Source organism: Rehaibacterium terrae (assembly GCF_014202935.1).
Classification (GTDB): domain Bacteria; phylum Pseudomonadota; class Gammaproteobacteria; order Xanthomonadales; family Xanthomonadaceae; genus Rehaibacterium; species Rehaibacterium terrae.
The window spans coordinates 102254-122082 of sequence record NZ_JACHHX010000004.1 but is presented as its reverse complement, the minus strand read 5'-3'; the positions used below and the strand labels follow the sequence as shown (position 1 = coordinate 122082).

Sequence of the window (19829 nt, the reverse complement as noted above, 5' to 3'; positions counted from 1 at the left end):
CGACTCAGCGCGGGCAAAGCTCGGTGGCGGCGAAGAAGTAGGCGATCTCGATCGCCGCGTTCTCCGGGCTGTCCGAACCGTGCACGGCGTTGGCGTCGATCGACTCGGCGAAGTCGGCGCGGATGGTGCCCGGCGCGGCCTCCTTCGGGTTGGTGGCGCCCATCAGCTCGCGGTTCCTGGCCACGGCGTTCTCGCCTTCCAGCACCTGGATCATCACCGGGCCGGAGGTCATGAACTCGACCAGCGCATTGAAGAACGGGCGCTCGCGGTGCACGGCGTAGAAGCCCTCGGCCTCCTTGCGGGTGAGGTGCTTCATCTTGGCGGCGACGATCCTGAGGCCGGCCTTTTCGAAGCGGGTGTAGATTTCGCCGATGACGTTCTTGGCGACGGCATCGGGCTTGATGATGGAAATGGTGCGCTCCAGCGCCATGGGGACTCCGTAGGGGACGTGGGAAAACCTTGGCCGGGGACGGCCACGCTAACACAAAACCCGCGAAAATCGCGGGCTTAGATGGAACTCCAGCCGCAAATTCTACCCGATTCCGCCGGCTGGCGAACAGCGCCCGATGACAGGCGGTTGACCTTCCGCCGGTTCGGAGTCAGTATCTGAAACGTGCGTTTCAATCACACCATTCAAACGAGTCTGCCGTGACCGCCACGACCCACTTCAACACCAAGGAACGCATCCTCGGCGCGGCCGAGGAGCTGTTCGCCCAGTTCGGTTTCGCCGGCACCTCGCTGCGCCAGGTGACCAGCCGTGCCGACGTCAACATCGCCGCCGTCAACTACCACTTCGGCAGCAAGGAGAACCTGGTCAACGAGGTGTTCCGGCGCCGGCTGGACGAGTTGAGCGAGAACCGGCTCAAGGCCCTGAAGGCCGCACTGACCGAGTCGCCCGGCTCGCTGGAAGCGATCCTGGCCGCGTTCATCGAGCCGGCACTGGCGCTGACCCTCGACCGCCACGGCGGCTCGGCCTTCGTCCGCGTGCTGGCCCGCGCCTACGCGGAGAAAAACGACCGCCTGCGCAAGTTCCTCTCCGACAACTACGGCCATGTGCTGCGCGACTTCGCCAAGGCCATCGCCGCCTGCCTGCCGGGCCTGGGCAAGGAGGAGCTGTACTGGCGGCTGGACTTCACCGCCGGTGCGCTGACCTATGCCATGGCCGACTTCGGCCTGATCAAGCGCCCGGCCGGGGTCAGCGAACAGCAGCACTGCGAGCGTGCGGCGCGCGAACTGATCCGCTTCGCCGCGGCCGGCCTGCGCGCCGTGTAAGCCTTCCACATCCGACGGGCCGGTCGGTGCCGGCCCGCCCTCTCCTTCAACCGGAATCCAACCATGCCGAAACTCCAGATCCGCAAGGTGGCCGTGCTCGGCGCCGGCGTCATGGGTGCACAGATCGCCGCCCACCTGACCAATGCCGGCGTGCCGACGATCCTGTTCGACCTGCCCGCGAAAGAGGGCACCCCCAACGCCATCGTCGAGAAGGCCATCGCCAACCTCGGCAAGCTCTCCCCCGCTCCGCTGGCCAGCAAGGCACTGGCGGCGGAAATCACCCCGGCCAACTACGACCAGCACCTGCCCCTGCTCGCAGGTTGCGACCTGGTCATCGAGGCCATCGCCGAACGGATGGACTGGAAGCGTGACCTGTACGCCAAGATCGCGCCGCACATCGCGCCGCATGCGGTGGTCGCCTCCAACACCTCCGGCCTTTCGATCAACACCATGGCCGATGCCCTGCCCGACGCGGTGCGCACACGCTTCTGCGGCGTGCACTTCTTCAACCCGCCGCGCTACATGCACCTGGCCGAGCTGATCCCCTGCCGGCACACCGATCGCGCGGTACTGGAGGGGCTGGAAACCTTCCTCACCACCACCTTGGGCAAGGGCGTGATCTATGCCCGCGACACGCCCAACTTCATCGGCAACCGGATCGGCGTGTTCTCGATCCTGGCGACGATGCACCACACCGCGCAGTTCGGCCTGGGCTTCGACGAGGTCGATGCGCTGACCGGTCCGCTGGTCGGCCGGCCCAAGTCGGCCACCTACCGCACCGCCGACGTGGTCGGCCTGGACACCATGGCGCACGTCATCAAGACCATGGCCGACACCCTGCCTGACGACCCCTGGCACCATTACTTCAAGACGCCCGAGTGGCTGTCGGCGCTGATCGCCAAGGGCGCGCTCGGCCAGAAGGCCGGTGCCGGCATCTTCCGCAAGGTCGGCAAGGAGATCCAGGTCGTCGACCTGGCGAAGCAGGATTACCGTCCGTCAGGGGCCGAGGTTGCTCCCGAGGTGGCCGAGATCCTCAAGCTGAAGAACCCGGTCGAGAAGTTTGCCCGCCTGCGCGCCTGCGGGCACCGACAAGCGCAGTTCCTGTGGGCCTGCTTCCGCGACCTGTTCCATTACAGCGCCTTCCATCTGGCCGACATCGCCGACACCGCCCGCGATGTCGACCTGGCGATCCGCTGGGGCTACGGCTGGCAGCAGGGGCCGTTCGAAACCTGGCAGGCGGCGGGCTGGCGCGAGGTGGCCGGCTGGATCGCCGAGGACATCGCCACCGGCAAGGCGATGAGCGATGCCGCCCTCCCCGCCTGGGTGAGCGATGGCCGCGCCGGCGTGCATGGTCCGGACGGCAGCTACAGCCCCTCGGCGAACGCCGCCAAGCCGCGCTCCACGCTCGCCGTCTATGCGCGCCAGCGCTTCCCCGACCCGGTGCTCGGCGAGCGCTTTGCCCCGGGCGAGACGGTGTTCGAGACCGATGCCCTGCGCCTGTGGCACGACGGCGACGGCATTGCCGTGGCCAGCTTCAAGACCAAGATGAACACCGTCTCCGACGGCGTGCTCGAAGGCCTGCAACAGGCCATCGACGTGGCCGAGCGGGACTTCGACGGCCTGGTGATCTGGCAACCGCGCGAGCCGTTCTCGGCCGGCGCCGACCTCGCCGGTGCGCTCGCCTTGCTGCAGGCCGGCAAGCTGGCCGAGTTCGAGGCGATGGTCGCCAACTTCCAGGCCACCAGCCAGCGCATCAAGTACTCGCTGGTGCCGGTGGTGGCTGCCGTGCGCGGCCTGGCGCTCGGCGGCGGCTGCGAGTTCCAGATGCATGCGGCGCGTACGGTCGCCTCGCTGGAAAGCTACATCGGCCTGGTCGAAGCCGGCGTCGGCCTGCTGCCGGCCGGCGGCGGCCTGAAGGAAATCGCCCAGCGCGCCGCCGCCGCGGCCGGCACGGGCGGCGACGTGTTCGCCGCGCTCAAGCCGTACTTCGAAACCATCGCCATGGGCAAGGTGTCCGGCTCGGCGATCGAGGCCAAGGAGCTCCGACTGCTGCGCGATGGCGACGTGGTCGTGTTCCATCCGCATGAGCTGCTGTACGTCGCCAAGGCCCAGGCGCGTGCGCTGGCCGAGAGCGGTTACCGGCCGCCGCTGCCCGGCCGCCGCATCGCGGTGGCTGGCGATGTCGGCATCGCCACCTTCAGGATGATGCTGGTGAACATGCTCGAAGGCCGCTTCATCTCCGAGCATGACTACGAAATCGCCAGCCGCATCGCCACCGTGCTGTGCGGCGGCGAGGTCGATCGCGGCACACTGGTGGACGAGGACTGGCTGCTGCGGCTGGAGCGCGAGCATTTCGTCGCCCTGGCGCAGATGCCAAAGACCCAGGAGCGCATCGCGCACATGCTGAAGACGGGCAAGCCGTTGAGGAATTGAGCGATGGGAACCGGTAGCCGGTAACCGGCCACCGGCAAGCCCGCATCCCGAAATTTTCCGGCTGGCGACTGCCGGCTGCCGGTACCGACCCAAGGACGTTCCAATGAGCAAGCAGATTCAAGAGGCCTACATCGTCGCCGCTACCCGCACGCCGGTCGGCAAGGCGCCGCGCGGCGTGTTCCGCAACACCCGTCCCGACGAGATGCTGGCGCACGTGCTGCGCGCCGTGGTTGCACAGGCGCCCGGCATCGACGTCGGCCGTATCGAGGACGTGATCATCGGCTGCGCCATGCCCGAGGCCGAGCAGGGCATGAACGTGGCCCGGATCGGTGTGCTGCTGGCCGGACTGCCACACACCGTCCCGGCACAGACCATCAACCGCTTCTGCTCCTCGGGCCTGCAAGCGGTGGCGATGGCCGCCGACCGGATCCGGCTGGGTGAGGCCGACCTGGTCATTGCCGGCGGCACCGAGTCTATGTCGATGGTGCCGATGATGGGCAACAAGGTCGCCCTCAGCCCTCAGGTGTTCGCCCGGGACGAGAACGTCGCCATCGCCTATGGCATGGGCATCACCGCCGAGAAGGTCGCCGAGGAATGGAAAGTGAGCCGCGAGGATCAGGACGCCTTCGCCCTCGCCTCGCACCGCAAGGCGCTGGCCGCCATCGATGCCGGCGAGTTTCGCGCCGAGATCACCCCATACCAGGTGATCTCGCACCAGCCCGATCTCGACGGCGGTGCCGTCCGCGTCCGTGAGCTGCTGGTCGAGCACGACGAAGGCCCGCGCGCCGACACCAGCGCCGAAGGGCTGGCGAAGCTGCGCCCGGTGTTTCGCAATGGCGGCAGCGTGACCGCAGGCAACAGCTCGCAGATGTCCGACGGCGCCGGCGCGGTGCTGCTGGCCTCCGAACAGGCGATCAAGGACTACGGCCTGACGCCGCTGGCGCGTTTCGTCGGTTTCTCGGTGGCCGGCGTGCGTCCGGAAGTGATGGGCATCGGCCCGATCGCGGCGATTCCCAAGGTGCTCCGGCAGGCGGGCCTGTCGAAAGATCGGCTCGACTGGATCGAGCTGAACGAAGCTTTCGCCGCGCAGGCGCTGGCCGTGATCCGCGACTGCGAGCTGGATCCGGCCCGCGTGAACCCGCTCGGGGGCGCCATCGCGCTCGGGCACCCGCTCGGAGCGACCGGCGCGATCCGCACCGCCACCCTGGTCCACGGCCTGCGCCGGCGCGGCCTGAAGTACGGCATGGTCACCATGTGCATCGGCACCGGCATGGGCGCGGCGGGCCTGTTCGAAGCGGTGTAACGGGGAAGCAAAGACACTCACGGAGTCAGCGGAGAGAAGCAGGAGGATACGGAGGACATCCCATTGATCCACTCCGCGTCCTCCGCTCTTCTCTCCTTGCTCCGTGCGTGCTGTTGCCTTCTCGGATCAGGATAACCGGGTACCGTTCGGCACCGGGCGTTCGACGGTGGTGATGACGACACCCTCGTCGGTCGGGAAGCCGGTCAGCAGAAATTCGGAGACGAACGGGCCGACCTGCTTGGGCGGGAGATTGATCACGCCGACGATCTGCCGGCCGACCAGATCCTCGGGTCGGTACAGCGCCTTGACCTGCGCGCTGGTCTTCTTGATGCCGTGCGGGCCGAAATCGACCCACAGTTTCCAGGCCGGCTTGCGGGCCTCGGGAAAGTCCTCCACACGCAACACGGTGCCGGCGGCGATGAGGACGCGCTCGAAATCCTGCCAGGTGATGGTCTCGCTCATGCCGGCAGTGTGCCGCAACGGCCTTGGCCATGGCTTGACCGGGGCGCCAATTCACCCCGCCGCTCGCTCGCGCCAATCCTTCCACGCGTCGCGGAACTGCTGCCACCAGTAGGTGAGCTGGGCGCCGACCAGACCCACGGGCTTCAGGGCCGAGACCAGTCCGTAGTCGGCAAAATCCCGCCAGCGCTCATCGCCCTCGGCGATCGCGGCGGCCAGCAGCTCGCCGGCGAAGGTGGTCGGCGCCACACCATGCCCGCCGAAGGCCTGCGCCAGCCACAGGCCAGGTTCGATCTCGCCGATCTGCGGCATCTGGTGACGGGCGTAGCTCATCAACCCCGACCAGGCGTAATCGATGCGCACGCCATCGAGCTGCGGGAACACCTTGAGCATGTCGCGGTACAGCAGCCGCTTCACCGCATCGGGCGGGCGATCGAGGATGGAGATGCGCCCACCCCACAGCAGCCGTGTGTCGGGCAAGAGGCGGTAGTAGTCGAAGGCGAAGCGGGTGTCGTACACGGCGGCATCGGTGCGGATCACCTCGCGCATGCGCGTGCCGAGGGGCTCGGTCACCATCACGTAGGTCGCGATCGGCATCACGCCGGCATCCACGCGCCGGCGCAGGCTGGCCAGGTAGCCGCCGCAGGCCAGCACCACCTGTCTGGCGCGAACCTCGCCTCCGGCGGTGCGCACGCACCAACCGGCGCCATCACGCGTCAAGCCGAGCGCGGGCGAGCGCTCGTGGATCGCCACGCCGCGCTCGGATGCGGCCCGGGCCAGGCCGAGGGCGTAGTTGAGCGGATGGATATGCATCGCCTCGCGTTCCCGGAGGGCGTCGCCGTAGCGCCGCGTGAGCAGAAGAGCACGCAGTTCCGCCTGCGGCACCCAGTCCCAGTGCACGCCGTAATGCTCGGCCAGCAGGCGCTGACGCGCGCGCAGCACGTCGGCATCGCGGAACCAGTTCGCCCAGAGCACGCCGGAAGGCGTCGGATCGCAGGCGATCCGATACCGCGCGCAGCGGTCGCGGATCAGCGCGACCGCATCCAGGGTGCCGCGATGCAGTCGCCGTGCCCGTTCCGGTCCGAGCTCGCGCAGCAGCGCGGCCTCGCCGCGAGAAAACCCAGCGAAGACGAAGCCCCCGTTGCGGCCGGAGGCGCCATGGGCGATCCGCTCCGATTCCAGCAGTGTGATGCCGCGATACCCGCGCTCGGCCAGTCCAAGCGCGGTATTCAACCCGGCGAACCCGGCGCCGACGATGCACACCTCGGCATCGGTCCGCCCCATCAAGGCCGGCCACTCGACCATGCCGATGGCCGATGCGCGGTAGTAGTTGGTATTCCCGATGGCCATGCGCTGGTCCGGTTCTCCCCGCTAGGATGTTAGGAAAGGTCTGGACAAGTCCATCCTGGACTTGTCAGCCCACGCCGCGTCCGGCGCATGTCCGGACGCGGCTTCGACGTATCAGGCACTGGCGTGCTTGATTCGCGAGCCGGCCAGTCCAGTGGAGCGCATATGCAGGTGCATCGGGCCGACCCGACCTATCGTCGTCGCATGCTGGCCTTGCTGGCACTCAGTGCCGTGGCCGGGGCGGCTCTGCTCGGGGGACTGCAATACTGGCTGTCGCACCCAGGCGAGGATGCCTTGCATCCGCTGACCACCCTGCAATGGCTTTACATCGTCTTCCTCGGCGCCGTGATCGCCCTGGTGCTGCCCTTGGCCTTGCTTGGCCTGTGGCTGCTGCGTTACGCCGATGCCATCGAGAGGGAGCGACGTTACCCGTTACCCGGCGAGCGCACCGCGCGCGATGTCGCTGTGCGTGAAGGCCAACAGGCCACCGCGATCGCGCGACGGCTGCGCGGGTTGGGAGCATTGCTCTGGGTCTTGGGCGCCATCCTGATCGGCTGGTGCGCCTGGACGGGCTGGCATCTGGGCTGAGGCTCAGGGCTCGTCGCGTACGCCCAGCTCGTGCAGCGCGGCATGCATCGCGCGACGTGCAGGCTCGCTCAGTTTCTCGTGATCGAGCGCGAAGCGGATGGTCGCTTCGATCAGGCCGATATGGCTGCCGCAGTCGAAGCGAGTGCCCTGGAAGTGGTACGCAAGCACGCGCTGCTCCTCAAGCAGGGCGGCGATCGCATCGGTGAGCTGGATTTCACCCCCCCGACCCGGCGGCGTGCTCTCGATCAGATCGAAGACACGCGGCGTCAGGATGTAGCGCCCCACCACGGCCAGATTGCTCGGGGCTGCCTCCGGCGGCGGCTTCTCGACGATCGCGGAGATGCGTGCCTGCCGACCCTCGAACGGCTCGGTCGCGACGATGCCGTAGCTGCCGCTCTGTTCGCGCGGCACTTCCTGCACGGCGATCACGCTGGCGGAAGTCCCGGCGGCCACCTCGGCCATCTGGCGCAGGGCGCCGGGGCCACGGTTCCAGATCAGGTCGTCGGGCAACAGCACCGCGAAGGGCTCATCGCCGACGACCGCCCTGGCGCAGAGCACCGCATGGCCAAGTCCGAGCGCTTCGGCCTGGGTGACGAAGATCGCACGGACATGTGACGGCAGCACACTCCTGACCACGTCGAGCAGCTCGGTCTTGCCGGCCTTCTCGAGTTTCTGCTCCAACTCGTAAGCCTTGTCGAAGTAATCCGCCACCGCGTGCTTGTAGCGGTTGGTGATGAAGACCAGCGTGTCGCAGCCGGCTTCGATGGCCTCGTCCACGGCATATTGGATCAGCGGCCGGTCGACGATCGGCAGCATCTCCTTGGGAACGGTCTTGGTGGCGGGAAGAAAACGGGTGCCCAGTCCGGCGACCGGGAAAACGGCTTTGCGCAGTCTGAAACTCACGTACCCTTGCCCTTTTGCAGTGGAATCACCTCGGCTTTGCCCGGCACCGACGGTTTGGCGAACTCGGGCACGAACTCGGGCACGACGCTGTGCAGGATGCGCATCAGGCGACCCTCGTCGTAGCGTTGCACGGCCTCGCGGGCGATGCGCAGCCCGGTCAACACCGCGACATTGTCGATCTCGCGCGGCTCGGCCTGCAGGATCTTGCTGTGCGCGGTGGGCTGGTAGCGCTCGGCGGGGTGGAACAACACCTCGTGGAGCTTCTCGCCCGGCCGCAGTCCCGTGTAGACGATGTGGATGTCCCGGCCGGGCTGTTTGCCGGCAAGTCGGATCATCTGCTCGGCGAGTTGCCGGATCAGCACCGGCCGCCCCATGTCGAGCGTGTAGATCGCCTCGTGCGGGCCGATCGCCGACGCCTGCAGGATCAGTTGACAGGCTTCGGGAATGGTCATGAAGTACCGCGTCACCTCCGGATGGGTGACGGTGACCGGGCCGCCGCGCCGGATCTGCTCCCGGAACAGCGGCACCACGCTGCCGGCCGAATCGAGCACATTGCCGAAACGCACCGTCACGAAGCGGGTGGACGTGTCCTCGGCGAGCGCATGGCACACCATCTCCGCAAAGCGCTTGCTGGCGCCGAGCACGTTGGCCGGGTTCACCGCCTTGTCGGTGGAGATCAGCACGAAGGTGCCGACTCCGGCCTCACGGCAGGCGCGTGCGACGACTTCGGTGGCGAGGACGTTGTTGCGCACCGCTTCGCGCACCTGCCCCTCCAGCAGCGGTACCTGCTTGTAGGCCGCGGCATGGAAGACCGCCTCCGGCTTGCCGAGCTCGAGCGCGCGCGCACAGACCGCCGGGTCGCCGCAGTCGCCGAGCACCGCGCGCACCGTCAGCGCCGGAAAATCACGGCGCAGTTCGCTCTCGATCGAAACCAGCGCGAACTCGTTGAGCTCGATCAGCGTCAGGCTGCCGACCCCCAGCCGCGCACACTGACGGCACAACTCGGCGCCGATCGAGCCACCGGCACCGGTCACCAGCACCGAACGCCCGCCCAGCCAGTCGCGCATGGCCCGCCAGTCCGGCGATACCGGATCGCGGCCGAGCAGATCCTCGATCGCCACTTCCTTCAGCTCGCCGGGCGCCACCCGTCCTTCCAGCACATCCTGCAGGCGCGGGATGGTGCGGAACGGCAGCCCGCTCTGCTCACAGAGCGCGACGATACGCTGCATTTCCTCCGGACTGGCGGTGGGCACGGCGATGACCAGCAGGCCGGCCGCGACCTCGCGACTGATTTCGGCAATGCGATCCAGCCCCCCCAGAACCGGCACCCCCTGGACCTTGGCGCCGTGCAGGGCGCGATCGTCGTCGAGAAAACCGACCGGGTGGTAGCGATGGTCGCGTCGCAGGTCGCGCACCAGCGCCTCGCCGGCGCGCCCGGCGCCCAGCACCAGTACACGGGTGCTGGGCTGGCTGCGGCCGACTGCCTGGCGGCTGTCCTTCCAGAGCCGGTACAGCATCCGCGGGGTGCCCAGCAGCACCATCAGCACCAGCGGGTAAAGCACCAGGACCGACCGTGGCACCGGCAGTTCGAAACGGTTGAACAGCACCAGGCCGAGGGCGATGGCGAACACACCCAGCACGCCGGCGCGCAGGATGTTCCACAGGTCGGGCAGGCTGGCGAAACGCCACAGACCGCGGTACAGGCCGACCCGCCAGAACACCAGTCCCTGCGCGGCGACGACGATCAGGACCTCGGTCGAGAACCAGGGGATGTCGGGCTGGATCTCCGCCATGCTGTAGCGGATGCGTTGCAGTCCGACCCAGCACAGCACGACCATGCCCAGGTCGTGCAGCACCACCAGCAAGCGTGGCAACCAGCCGGCGAAGCGATATCCCAAGCGCATCATGCCCTGCTCTCCCTGGCCATTCGCAACAAGCGGCAGCGCCCGCCGCACCACGCCGCCACACCGACGGCGAGAAACGCGCATGCCGGCGCCACGGCCCCATCGGGGAACAGGGACGGGCCGGCGAGACAAACCGTCGCGGCGGCCGCCGTCCAGCATGCATACGCGATGGTGACCGGAGGATGACCGAAGCCGCGGCGCACGGCCCACTGGTACAGGTGCTCGCGATGCGGCCGCCACCAACGCTTGCCCTGCAGGATGCGCTTGGCGAGGGTCAGGCCGGCATCGATCAGGAACGCCGACACCAGCACCGGCGCATAGAACCAGTCCATGGCGCCGCGCGTGATGGAAACCAGCATCAGGGCCGCCACCGCGAAACCGAGCGCGCCGCTGCCGACATCGCCGAGAAAGATGCGCGCCCGCGGAAAGTTGAACGGCAGGAAAGCCGCGGCGGCCGCGAACAGATAGAGAGCGAGGATCGCCCGGGCATCGATGCCGGCGCCGCCGATCGCCACCAGCGCGACCGCGACCAGGGCCGCCTGACTTGCCGCCAGGCCATCGATTCCGTCCATGAAATTCCAGATGTTCACCAGCGTCATCACGCCGATCACCGTTGCGAGCATCCCAGCCCAGTCTCCGGGCGTCCCGGGCCAGCCGGAGAACCCTGTGGCCAAGCTTAGCCCCGCGAGGGCGTGCACTGCCAGTCGCGGCAGGATCGGCAACGGGCGATGGTCGTCCAGCCAACCGATACCCGCCACGGCCAGAAGGCCGGCCCCGAAGCCCAGCCACAACCCGCGCTCTTCCGGCGCCATGAACCACAGCCCCGCCAAGCCGCACATCAACGCGACGACGATGCCGACCCCGCCGCCACGCGGGGTCGGGACGGCGTGGCTCCGCCGCGCACCGGGCTGGTCGAGCAGCGCCATCCGTCGGGCATAGCCAAGCGCCAGCGCCGTGGCCAGCGACGAAACCGCCGCCACCAGCAGCGTCGAGCCCAGCAGCACGGCCGGCGGGAATGTCTGGCTCATTCTGCGGCCAGGCTGTGCACGGGCTTGACCGCGCCCCAGCTCTTGCAGCTCGGACACTGCCAGTGATGCGCGCGGGCCCCGAAACCGCAACGGTTGCAGCGATAGGCCGGGGTCCGCATCAGCATCTGTTCGGTGACCTGCTTGAGCGAGTTCAGTGTGCTCGATCCGTCGGACATGCCTTCCGCCAGGCTGAGCTCGATCAAGGCGGCCTGTCCGCGGATGGAAGGCTTTCGTTTGAGCTGGTCGGTGAGGAAGGCGATGGCTGCCTCGCGCCCCTCCTCGCGTTCGATCAGCTTGGCGAGCGAGAGGATCGGCGAGACCCCTGGATAGCGCTCGGCCATCTCGGCCAGGAACGCGCGCGCGCGCGCGGTTTCGCCGCGCCGCTCGTAACAGGCCAGCAGCGGCTTCAGGATCTCGGGCAGGTACTCGGCGTCGTGACGCGCCACCCGCTCGAAGGCGCGGATCGCGGCCTGGTCGTTGCCGGCCGCCAGCTCCAGCCGGCCCTCGAGGATCCCGGCGCGGACCGAATCGGGTTCGGCCGCGAAGGCATCGGCCAGATGCGACCGCGCCCGCCCGTCATCGCCGTCCAGCCGCGCCTGCTCGGCCAGCTCGCAATGGAAATGCGCGATCAGCGACCCCATCGGCTCGCCGGTCACCTCCTGGTAGCGCCGCGCATGCTCGATCGCCTTCGGCCAGTCGCGCTCGGCCTGGTATATCGAGATCAAATGCCTGAGCGCCTGCGGCATGGAAACGTCCAGCCGCACCAGATCGCTGAACAGGGTTTCGGCACGGTCGAACAGACCGGCGCGCATGTAGTCTTCGCCCAGTTCGAAGATGGCCTGGGTACGGTGCTCGTCGCTCAGCCCGGCCCGCGCGATCAGTCCCTGGTGCAGCCGGATGGCGCGCTCGACCTCGCCCCGGCGACGGAACAGGTGGCCAAGCGCCAGCTGGGTCTCGACCGTGTTGCTGTCGACCTCGGCGATCTGCAGGAACAGCTCGATGGCCTTGTCCGGCTGCTCGTTGAGCAGGTAGTTCAGGCCGCGAAAATAGGTCGTCGACAGCCGGCTCACGCGCTGTCCGGTCTGCCGGACGCTGCCGCGCCGGCCCGCGAGCCAGCCGGTCGCTGCGGCCACGGGCAGCAACATGAAGAGCCAGTAGAGTTCGCTCACGGCTGTTCGACGGCCGGCGGTGCAGGCGGCTCGGACTGCCGCTGCCGCTGCAGCCTGCGCAGCCGGCGACCGAGCGGCCAGGCGACCGTCGCCGCGACCGCCAGCCCGCCCAGCAGGGTGCCGGCCAGCAGCGCCAGCAGCAGCGCGACCCCGAGGCTGCTGCCCCAGGTCAGGAAATGGAAATCGATGATGACAGGCGCCGGGTTGAGCGCACTGAACAGCACGCCGGACAGGACGAAAAGGATGGCGATCAGGCCCTGGAACAGGCGCATGGGCGGAGCCTCATGGGGTCGTACCCCGAAAGCTTAGCCGAAAGACCGGAGCTCAGGCGCCGGTCGCGGCAGGCACCACGCCGTTGACGCGCTCGCGCAGCTCCTTGCCTGGCTTGAAATGCGGGACGTGCTTGCCCGGGAGCGCGACCGACTCGCCGGTCTTGGGATTGCGACCGATGCGCGGCGGCCGGTAGTGCAGCGAGAAGCTGCCGAAGCCGCGGATCTCGATGCGCTCGCCGTGGGCCAACGCGCCGCTCATGAGCTCCAGCAGGGTCTTGACGGCCAGATCGACGTCGTCCGCCTTCAGATGGGCTTGCCGGCGTGCGAGGACTTCGATCAGTTCGGACTTGGTCATGGGCGGAGGATCGGCAGGCTGGAATGGCGGAGTCGAAAGCGGGGTCCGGGCCGTCCCGGACCCCGCCCGCATCGCTTACTCGGACTTGTTCAGCTGCTCGCGGAGCAGCGCGCCGAGCTTGGTGGTGCCGCCGGAGGCGTTCTGGTAGTCCTCCAGCACCTCGCGCATCTCGGCCTCGTCCTTGGCACGGATCGAGAGCTGCAGGGTGCGGCCCTTGCGATCCATGCCGATGAACTTGGCCTCGATCCTGTCGCCGACCTTCAGGTGCTGGGTCGCGTCCTCGACCCGCTCCTTGGCGATGTCGGAGGCACGCACATAGCCCTCGATGCCGTCGGCAAGCTCGATGGTGGCACCCTTGGCGTCGACTTCCTTCACGGTGCCGGAGACCAGCGAGCCCTTCGGGTGGGCGGCCATGAACTGGCCGAACGGGTCCTGCTCGAGCTGCTTGATGCCCAGCGAGATGCGCTCGCGCTCGGGGTCCACCGCCAGCACCACCGCCTCGACCGTGTCGCCCTTCTTGAAGTTGCGGACCACGTCCTCGCCGGTGGCGTTCCAGGAGATGTCGGACAGATGCACCAGACCGTCGATGCCGCCTTCCAGCCCCACGAAGATGCCGAAGTCGGTGATCGACTTGATCTGGCCGGTCACCTTGTCGCCCTTCTTGTGCATCGCCGAGAAGGCTTCCCACGGGTTCGGCTGGCACTGCTTCATGCCCAGCGAGATGCGGCGACGCTCCTCGTCGACGTCCAGCACCATCACCTCGACCTCGTCGCCGACCTGGACGACCTTGGACGGGTTGACGTTCTTGTTGGTCCAGTCCATCTCGGAGACGTGCACCAGACCCTCGACGCCCGGCTCGATCTCGACGAACGCGCCGTAGTCGGTGACGTTGGAGACCTTGCCGAACACGCGGCTGGTGGCCGGATAACGGCGGGCGATGTTGTCCCACGGATCCTCGCCCAGCTGCTTGAGCCCCAGGCTGACGCGGTTGCGCTCGCGGTCGTACTTGAGCACGCGCACATCCAGTTCCTGGCCGACCTCGACCACCTCGGACGGGTGGCGCACGCGCTTCCACGCCATGTCGGTGATGTGCAGCAGGCCGTCGATGCCGCCGAGGTCGACGAACGCACCGTAGTCGGTGAGGTTCTTGACCACGCCCTTGATGATCGCGCCTTCCTGCAGGCGCTCCAGCAGCTTCTCGCGCTCCTCGGAGAACTCGCTCTCGACGACGGCGCGGCGGGAAACCACCACGTTGTTGCGCTTGCGGTCGAGCTTGATGAGCTTGAACTCCAGCTCCTTGCCCTCGAGGTAGACCGGGTCGCGGACCGGGCGCACGTCGACCAGCGAGCCCGGCAGGAACGCGCGGACGTCCTTGATGTCGACGGTGAAGCCGCCCTTGACCTTGCCGCTGATGCGGCCGGTGATGGTCTCGTTGTTCTCGAGCGCCTTCTCCAGCTCGTCCCACACCATCGCACGCTTGGCCTTCTCGCGCGAGAGCACGGTCTCGCCGAAGCCGTTCTCGAGGTATTCCAGGGCGACCTTCACTTCGTCGCCGACGTTGACTTCGATCTCGCCCTGATCGTTACGGAACTGCTCGATCGGGATGATGCCCTCGGACTTCAGGCCAGCATTGATGACGACGACGTCGCTGCGGACCTCGACCACGGTGCCGGTGACGATGGCGCCGGGCTTGAGCTTCGCGATCGCGGTCTGGCTCTGTTCGAACAGTTCTGCAAAGGATTCGGTCATTGTTTGGTTACTCGGTTGAACACTCGGGCCGGTTGCATCCGCGGCCCACCCTTGTGTGCGGTGCCTGCGCACCTGTCTGGATAGGAAATACCCGGGCATCTGACCCGGGGCCGTCCTGCCGGCGGAAACGCGCACGCCCGAGCCGGCCGGAGGCCGGGCCGGATCGTTGCCGTGGCGGTGGGCCGGGCGGGCCTAGCTGCCCCGGAGCGTATCCGGCAACAGCGACAGCACGCGCTCGACGACCTCCTCGACCGGAATGCCGGTGGTGTCGATGAGAACGGCGTCTTCGGCCGGCCTCAACGGCGCCACCGTACGCTGGGCGTCACGGGCATCGCGGGCGAGAATCTCGCGCAGCAGACTGTCAAGGTTAACCGAAACCCCTTTATCCTTCAACTGCTTATAGCGCCGTGCCGCACGCTCCTCGGCGCTGGCGGTCAGGAACACCTTGTATGGAGCATCGGGAAAGATCACTGTCCCCATGTCGCGCCCGTCGGCGACCAGGCCAGGCGGACGCCGGAAGCCGCGCTGCCGCTCGCGCAGCGCCGCCCGCACTTCCGGAACCGCGGCGATGGCCGACGCCGCCGCGCCGGCGGTCTCGGTGCGCAGTTCGTCGGTGACATCGACGCCGTTGACCAGGATCCTCGGCTCGCGCTCGCCGTCCTCGCGGAAGGCGATGTCGGTATCGAAAGCGCAACGCACCAGTGAAGGGTGATCGGAGAAGTCCACGTCGGCCCAGCTGGCGGCCAGTCCGACCGCGCGGTACAGCGCACCGGAATCCAGATAGTGCCACCCCAGCCGCGCGGCGACCGCCCGGCTGATCGTGCCCTTGCCTGAGCCCGAAGGGCCATCGATGGTCAGCACGGGAACGGGATCGGTCATGGCATGGGTCCGCAGCGATGGGCGGCAGCGATTCTAGCCCGTGCTGCCCGGGCTTCAGGAAAAAGTCGGCAAACCCTTGAGCGCCCGCGGGAAAATGTATTATGATCTTGTGCTTTCCGCCGAGGGTTTACCCATGAAAGTCCTGTCTTCCCTGAAGTCGGCGAAGACCCGTCACCGCGACTGCAAGGTCGTCCGCCGCCGCGGCAAGGTCTTCGTGATCTGCAAGTCGAACCCGCGTTTCAAGGCCCGCCAGCGCTGAGCCGGCGAGCCCGGCCGCGACCGCGGCCGGAAACGACGAACAAGGGCCGCGCAAGCGGCCCTTGGCCGTTTCAGGGTGTCGACACCCGCGCGCATGACGGCACAACCCCGCTTCTGATAAAACGTCGTCGACAACCGGAACGCGGGAGAACTCCGATGCGCATCAGGCTGCTTCCCCTTCTTCTCGCCCTCGCACCGCTCGCCTCGGCCGCGGCCTCCGAACAGACCACGATCAGGAGCGATGTCCTGCTCATCGAGCGCGTCCAGGCAAGTGCCGCCCTGCAACTGCCCACACGCGGCATGAGCATGAGCCAGGTCGAGGCCCGTTTCGGCACACCCGCACAGAAGATGGAGCCGCGTGGCGGGCAGAAGCCCCAGTGGCCGGTCATCCACCGCTGGAACTACCCGCAGTTCACCGTCTACTTCGAGCGTGACCGGGTCATCAATGCCGTCGCCAACAAGGCGACGCCCGAGGAGATCGGACCCAAACCGGTCCGCTGAACGGATCATCCCATGGCACTACGATTCCCCGCGGAGTGGGAGCCCCAATCCGCGATCCTGCTGGCTTGGCCGCACGAAGGCACCGACTGGGCCGACCGGCTGGACAGCGTCGAGAAGACCTACGTGGCCCTGACGGCGGCGATCGCCGCCCACCAGACCGCCGTGGTCTGCGTCGCCGACGAACCCCTGCAGCGTCGCGCCCGCATCGCGCTCGAGCGCGGCGGCGTGCGGCTGGACCGGGTACGCTTCGTGCAGGCCAGCTACGACGACACCTGGCTGCGCGACTCCGGGCCGATCACGCTCGTGGGTCCGGACGGTTTCCGCCTGCTCGACTTCCGCTTCACCGGCTGGGGCGGCAAATTCGAGGCCGCGCGCGACGACCGTCTGGTCGAGCAGCTCGAAGCCGCCGGTCTGTTCCGCAATGCCACCCGCCAGCGCATCGACTTCGCCCTGGAGGGCGGCGGCATCGAAACCGATGGCGCCGGCACCCTGCTGACCACCTGGCGCTGCATGCACGAACGCCACCCGCACGCCAGCCGTGACGGCCTGTCCCATACGCTCGCCCACCACCTGCACCAGAACCGGGTGCTGTGGCTGGATCACGGCCATCTCGAGGGCGACGACACCGATGCGCACATCGACACGCTGGCACGGTTCGCCGCGCCCGACGCCATCGTCTATCAGGGCTGCGACGATCCGGACGACAGCCATTACCCGGAGTTGCAGGCGATGGCCGCCGAGCTGGCCGCGCTGCGCACCCGGCACGGCCACCCCTACCGGCTGTTCGCGTTGCCGTGGGCCCGGCCCATCATCGACGAAGGCCGCCGCCTCGCCGCGTCCTATGCCAATTTCCTGATCATCAACGGCGCCGTGCTGATGCCGGCCTACGGCGACCCGGCCGATGCGGGTGCGGCGGCCGTGATGGCGCGGGCATTCCCCGACCGCAAGATCGTGCAGGTGCCCTGCCGGCCGCTGATCTGGCAGAACGGCAGCCTGCACTGCGTCACCATGCAGCTGCCGATCGGGCTGCTGGCCTGAAAGCCGGGAATCGGGAGTCGCGAGAGCAACACCCCGACCTCATTCCTCCAAAAGCGGGAATCCAGTGTCCCTCGCGCCCGGACAAGGCACTGCGCCCGGCGTTGGTGCGGACGACGATACCCAGGGCTCGCGCGCTTTCCGCTTCCAGGCCTCTCGCCTGTCGCCTGCAGGCGCGCCCTACTACAATGGCCCCTTTCCGGATTCGCTGACCGATGAAGAAGACCACCCTGCCCGTCGCACTCGTCCAGGAACGCAACCACGGCGATGCCGAAGCCAACCTGGCCGTGATCGAGCAGCGCGTGGCCGAGGCCGCCGAGCGCGGCGCCCGGCTGGTGCTGCTGCAGGAGCTGCACAACGGCCCGTACTTCTGCCAGCACGAGAGCGTGGACGAATTCGACCGCGCGGAACCCATCCCGGGCCCGAGCAGCGAGCGCCTCGGCGCGCTGGCGAAACGGCACGGCGTGGTGATCGTCGGCTCGCTGTTCGAGCGCCGCGCGCCAGGCCTCTACCACAACACCGCCGTGGTGCTGGAGCGCGACGGCCGGCTGGTCGGCAAGTACCGCAAGATGCACATCCCCGACGACCCCGGCTTCTACGAGAAGTTCTACTTCACGCCCGGCGACCTCGGCTTCGAGCCGGTCGACACCTCGGTCGGCCGGCTCGGCGTGCTGGTGTGCTGGGACCAGTGGTATCCGGAAGCCGCACGGCTGATGGCCCTGGCCGGCGCCGAACTGCTGCTCTACCCCACCGCCATCGGCTGGGATCCGGCCGAGGACGAGGACGAGAACGCGCGCCAGCGCCAGGCCTGGATCCTCAGCCATCGCGGCCACGCGGTCGCCAACGGCTTGCCGGTGCTCAGCTGCAATCGCGTCGGCCACGAACCCTCCCCGCTGGGCGCGGCCGGCATCCGCTTCTGGGGTTCGAGCCATGTGCTCGGTCCGCAGGGCGAGTTCCTCGCCGAGGCCGGCACCGATGCGCCGGAAATCCTGATGGCCGAGGTCGATCTCGGGCGCAGCGAGTCGGTGCGCCGCATCTGGCCGTTCCTGCGCGACCGCCGCATCGACGCCTACGGCGACCTGCTCAAGCGCTACCGCGACTGACTCCCGCCCCATGAGCGAAACCCATCACGCCGTCGACGCGCTGCACGGCCAGCCCTGCGTCGAAGTCGAGCGCGACGGCGTGCATTACACGCTGCTCGGCACCGCTCACGTTTCCCGTGCCAGCGTGGAAGCGGCCGAGGCACTGCTCGCCGGCGGTGACTTCGACGCGGTCGCGGTCGAGCTCGACCCGCAGCGCCACCGCGTACTCACCGAGCCCGACACCCTGCGCAACCTAGACCTGTTCCGCATACTGAAGGAAGGCAAGACCGGCCTGGTCGCCGCCAACCTGGCACTGGCCGCCTACCAGCGCCGGCTCGCCGAACAGCTCGGGGTCGAACCTGGTGCCGAGCTGAAGGCCGCCGCGGACGGCGCCAGAAAGGCCGGCCTCCCGCTCCACCTGATCGACCGCGATGTCGGCCTCACGCTCAAGCGCGCCTGGCACGGCCTGGGCTTCTGGGGCCGCAGCAAGCTGATCGCCGGCCTGGCCGCCAGCCTGCTCACCGACGAGAAGGTCGAGGAGCAGGAGATCGAGCGGCTCAAGCAGGGCGACCTGCTCGAAAGCAGCTTCGGCGAGTTCGCCGCCGCCAGCCCGCCGGTCTACCGCGCCCTGATCGCCGAGCGTGACCGCTACATGGCGGCCCGGTTGCGCGAAGACGCCGTCTCGGCGCCGGGCCGACGGGTGCTGGTGGTGGTCGGCGCCGGCCACCTCAAGGGCCTGTCCGAGCAGTTGCGCACGGAAACGGCCGAGGCGCATGCCGTGCGCGCCGAGCTGGAGCAGGTGCCCAGCGGCAGCAAGGTGCCCTGGTTCACCTTGTTCCTGACCGTCTTCCTGCTAGGCGGCTTCGCCTGGGGCTTCTCGCAGGGAGCCGAGGTCGGCGGCGGGATGGTGCTCGGCTGGGTGCTGGCCACCGGCACCCTCGGTGCCATCGGCTGTGCACTCGCCGGCGGCCATCCACTGAGCATCGCCGGCGCCTTCCTGTCCTCGCCGATCACCCCGCTCCACCCCGCCCTCGCCTCCGGCACGGTCAGCGCCGCCATCGAGGCCTGGATGCGCAAGCCGACCTACGTCGACTTCCTCAACCTGCGCGACGACACCGCCCACTGGCGCGGCTGGTGGCGCAACCGTGTCGCCAGGGTGATGGTCAATTTCTTCCTGACCAGCCTGGGGACCGCCATCGGCGTATGGACCGGCGGCGCACATCTGCTCGGCCAAATGCTGGGCTGAGGCGCCCGGCGCATCGCAGCGGCCGTGGAGAACATCCGTGCGCCCA

Annotated in this window: 20 protein-coding genes; 9 read left to right on the top strand and 11 right to left on the bottom strand. The window is 68.3% G+C overall.

What is annotated here, in order from left to right:
* Window positions 1-4: 4 nt before the first annotated feature.
* A complete protein-coding gene (gene ndk, locus HNQ58_RS04075) occupies window positions 5-430 on the bottom strand; it encodes a nucleoside-diphosphate kinase (protein WP_183947511.1) in 426 nt (141 codons plus the stop codon).
* Between the two features lie 218 nt (window positions 431-648).
* On the opposite strand from ndk, the gene HNQ58_RS04070 reads away from it, so the two are divergent.
* The 3 genes from HNQ58_RS04070 (at window position 649) to HNQ58_RS04060 (ending at window position 5008) form a co-directional block, all read left to right on the top strand.
* A complete protein-coding gene (locus HNQ58_RS04070; protein ID WP_183947510.1) occupies window positions 649-1272 on the top strand; it encodes a TetR family transcriptional regulator in 624 nt (207 codons plus the stop codon).
* 63 nt (window positions 1273-1335) lie between these two features.
* Window positions 1336-3705 (top strand): 3-hydroxyacyl-CoA dehydrogenase/enoyl-CoA hydratase family protein, encoded by a 2370-nt coding sequence (locus HNQ58_RS04065; protein ID WP_183947509.1) that lies wholly within the window; start codon window positions 1336-1338, stop codon window positions 3703-3705.
* 103 nt (window positions 3706-3808) lie between these two features.
* A complete protein-coding gene (locus HNQ58_RS04060; protein ID WP_183947508.1) occupies window positions 3809-5008 on the top strand; it encodes an acetyl-CoA C-acyltransferase in 1200 nt (399 codons plus the stop codon).
* 126 nt (window positions 5009-5134) lie between these two features.
* On the opposite strand, the gene HNQ58_RS04055 is transcribed toward HNQ58_RS04060, so the two are convergent.
* Both HNQ58_RS04055 and HNQ58_RS04050 read right to left on the bottom strand, forming a co-directional pair.
* On the bottom strand, window positions 5135-5470 hold the full coding sequence (locus tag HNQ58_RS04055) for a tRNA-binding protein (RefSeq protein ID WP_183947507.1): 336 nt from the start codon (window positions 5468-5470) through the stop codon (window positions 5135-5137).
* 51 nt (window positions 5471-5521) lie between these two features.
* A complete protein-coding gene (locus HNQ58_RS04050) occupies window positions 5522-6817 on the bottom strand; it encodes an NAD(P)/FAD-dependent oxidoreductase (RefSeq protein WP_183947506.1) in 1296 nt (431 codons plus the stop codon).
* A gap of 87 nt (window positions 6818-6904) precedes the next feature.
* Here HNQ58_RS04050 and HNQ58_RS04045 point away from each other — a divergent pair, with 87 nt between their 5' ends.
* Complete coding sequence (locus HNQ58_RS04045) at window positions 6905-7402, top strand: hypothetical protein (RefSeq protein ID WP_183947505.1); 498 nt, start codon at window positions 6905-6907, stop codon at window positions 7400-7402.
* A 3-nt stretch (window positions 7403-7405) separates the two neighbouring features.
* Here HNQ58_RS04045 and galU read toward each other — a convergent pair whose 3' ends face one another.
* The 8 genes from galU to cmk form a co-directional block, all read right to left on the bottom strand.
* Complete coding sequence (galU, locus tag HNQ58_RS04040; protein ID WP_183947504.1) at window positions 7406-8305, bottom strand: UTP--glucose-1-phosphate uridylyltransferase GalU; 900 nt, start codon at window positions 8303-8305, stop codon at window positions 7406-7408.
* Window positions 8302-10212 (bottom strand): polysaccharide biosynthesis protein, encoded by a 1911-nt coding sequence (locus tag HNQ58_RS04035; RefSeq protein WP_343057177.1) that lies wholly within the window; start codon window positions 10210-10212, stop codon window positions 8302-8304. Before HNQ58_RS04035 ends, galU begins: the two co-directional genes overlap by 4 nt.
* Window positions 10209-11237 (bottom strand): MraY family glycosyltransferase, encoded by a 1029-nt coding sequence (locus tag HNQ58_RS04030; RefSeq protein ID WP_183947503.1) that lies wholly within the window; start codon window positions 11235-11237, stop codon window positions 10209-10211. Before HNQ58_RS04030 ends, HNQ58_RS04035 begins: the two co-directional genes overlap by 4 nt.
* Window positions 11234-12406 (bottom strand): lipopolysaccharide assembly protein LapB, encoded by a 1173-nt coding sequence (gene lapB, locus HNQ58_RS04025; protein WP_343057176.1) that lies wholly within the window; start codon window positions 12404-12406, stop codon window positions 11234-11236. The genes HNQ58_RS04030 and lapB overlap by 4 nt, the downstream gene beginning before the upstream one ends.
* Window positions 12403-12678 carry a lipopolysaccharide assembly protein LapA domain-containing protein gene (locus HNQ58_RS04020; protein ID WP_183947502.1) on the bottom strand — a complete coding sequence of 92 codons (276 nt, stop codon included), beginning with the start codon at window positions 12676-12678 and terminating at the stop codon, window positions 12403-12405. Before HNQ58_RS04020 ends, lapB begins: the two co-directional genes overlap by 4 nt.
* Before the next feature lie 52 nt (window positions 12679-12730).
* Window positions 12731-13033, bottom strand: a complete 303-nt coding sequence (locus HNQ58_RS04015) for an integration host factor subunit beta (RefSeq protein ID WP_183947501.1) — start codon at window positions 13031-13033, stop codon at window positions 12731-12733.
* A gap of 75 nt (window positions 13034-13108) precedes the next feature.
* Window positions 13109-14782 carry a 30S ribosomal protein S1 gene (gene rpsA, locus HNQ58_RS04010; protein ID WP_183947500.1) on the bottom strand — a complete coding sequence of 558 codons (1674 nt, stop codon included), beginning with the start codon at window positions 14780-14782 and terminating at the stop codon, window positions 13109-13111.
* Between the two features lie 192 nt (window positions 14783-14974).
* On the bottom strand, window positions 14975-15661 hold the full coding sequence (gene cmk / locus HNQ58_RS04005) for a (d)CMP kinase (RefSeq protein WP_183947499.1): 687 nt from the start codon (window positions 15659-15661) through the stop codon (window positions 14975-14977).
* A 133-nt stretch (window positions 15662-15794) separates the two neighbouring features.
* Between cmk and ykgO the strand changes: the two genes are divergently transcribed.
* The 5 genes from ykgO to HNQ58_RS03980 all read left to right on the top strand — a co-directional run bounded on the left by ykgO (window position 15795) and on the right by HNQ58_RS03980 (window position 19783).
* The gene (ykgO, locus tag HNQ58_RS04000) at window positions 15795-15920 is read left to right on the top strand and encodes a type B 50S ribosomal protein L36 (protein WP_005913193.1); all 126 of its coding nucleotides are present in this window, start codon (window positions 15795-15797) and stop codon (window positions 15918-15920) included.
* Window positions 15921-16075: 155 nt separating this feature from the next.
* Window positions 16076-16420, top strand: a complete 345-nt coding sequence (locus HNQ58_RS03995) for a hypothetical protein (RefSeq protein WP_183947498.1) — start codon at window positions 16076-16078, stop codon at window positions 16418-16420.
* A 12-nt stretch (window positions 16421-16432) separates the two neighbouring features.
* The gene (locus HNQ58_RS03990; protein WP_183947497.1) at window positions 16433-17458 is read left to right on the top strand and encodes an agmatine deiminase family protein; all 1026 of its coding nucleotides are present in this window, start codon (window positions 16433-16435) and stop codon (window positions 17456-17458) included.
* A gap of 212 nt (window positions 17459-17670) precedes the next feature.
* Window positions 17671-18558 carry a carbon-nitrogen hydrolase gene (locus tag HNQ58_RS03985; protein ID WP_183947496.1) on the top strand — a complete coding sequence of 296 codons (888 nt, stop codon included), beginning with the start codon at window positions 17671-17673 and terminating at the stop codon, window positions 18556-18558.
* A gap of 10 nt (window positions 18559-18568) precedes the next feature.
* Window positions 18569-19783, top strand: coding sequence for a TraB/GumN family protein (locus HNQ58_RS03980; RefSeq protein WP_183947495.1), 1215 nt, complete (start codon window positions 18569-18571; stop codon window positions 19781-19783).
* The last annotated feature ends 46 nt before the right edge of the window (window positions 19784-19829 follow it).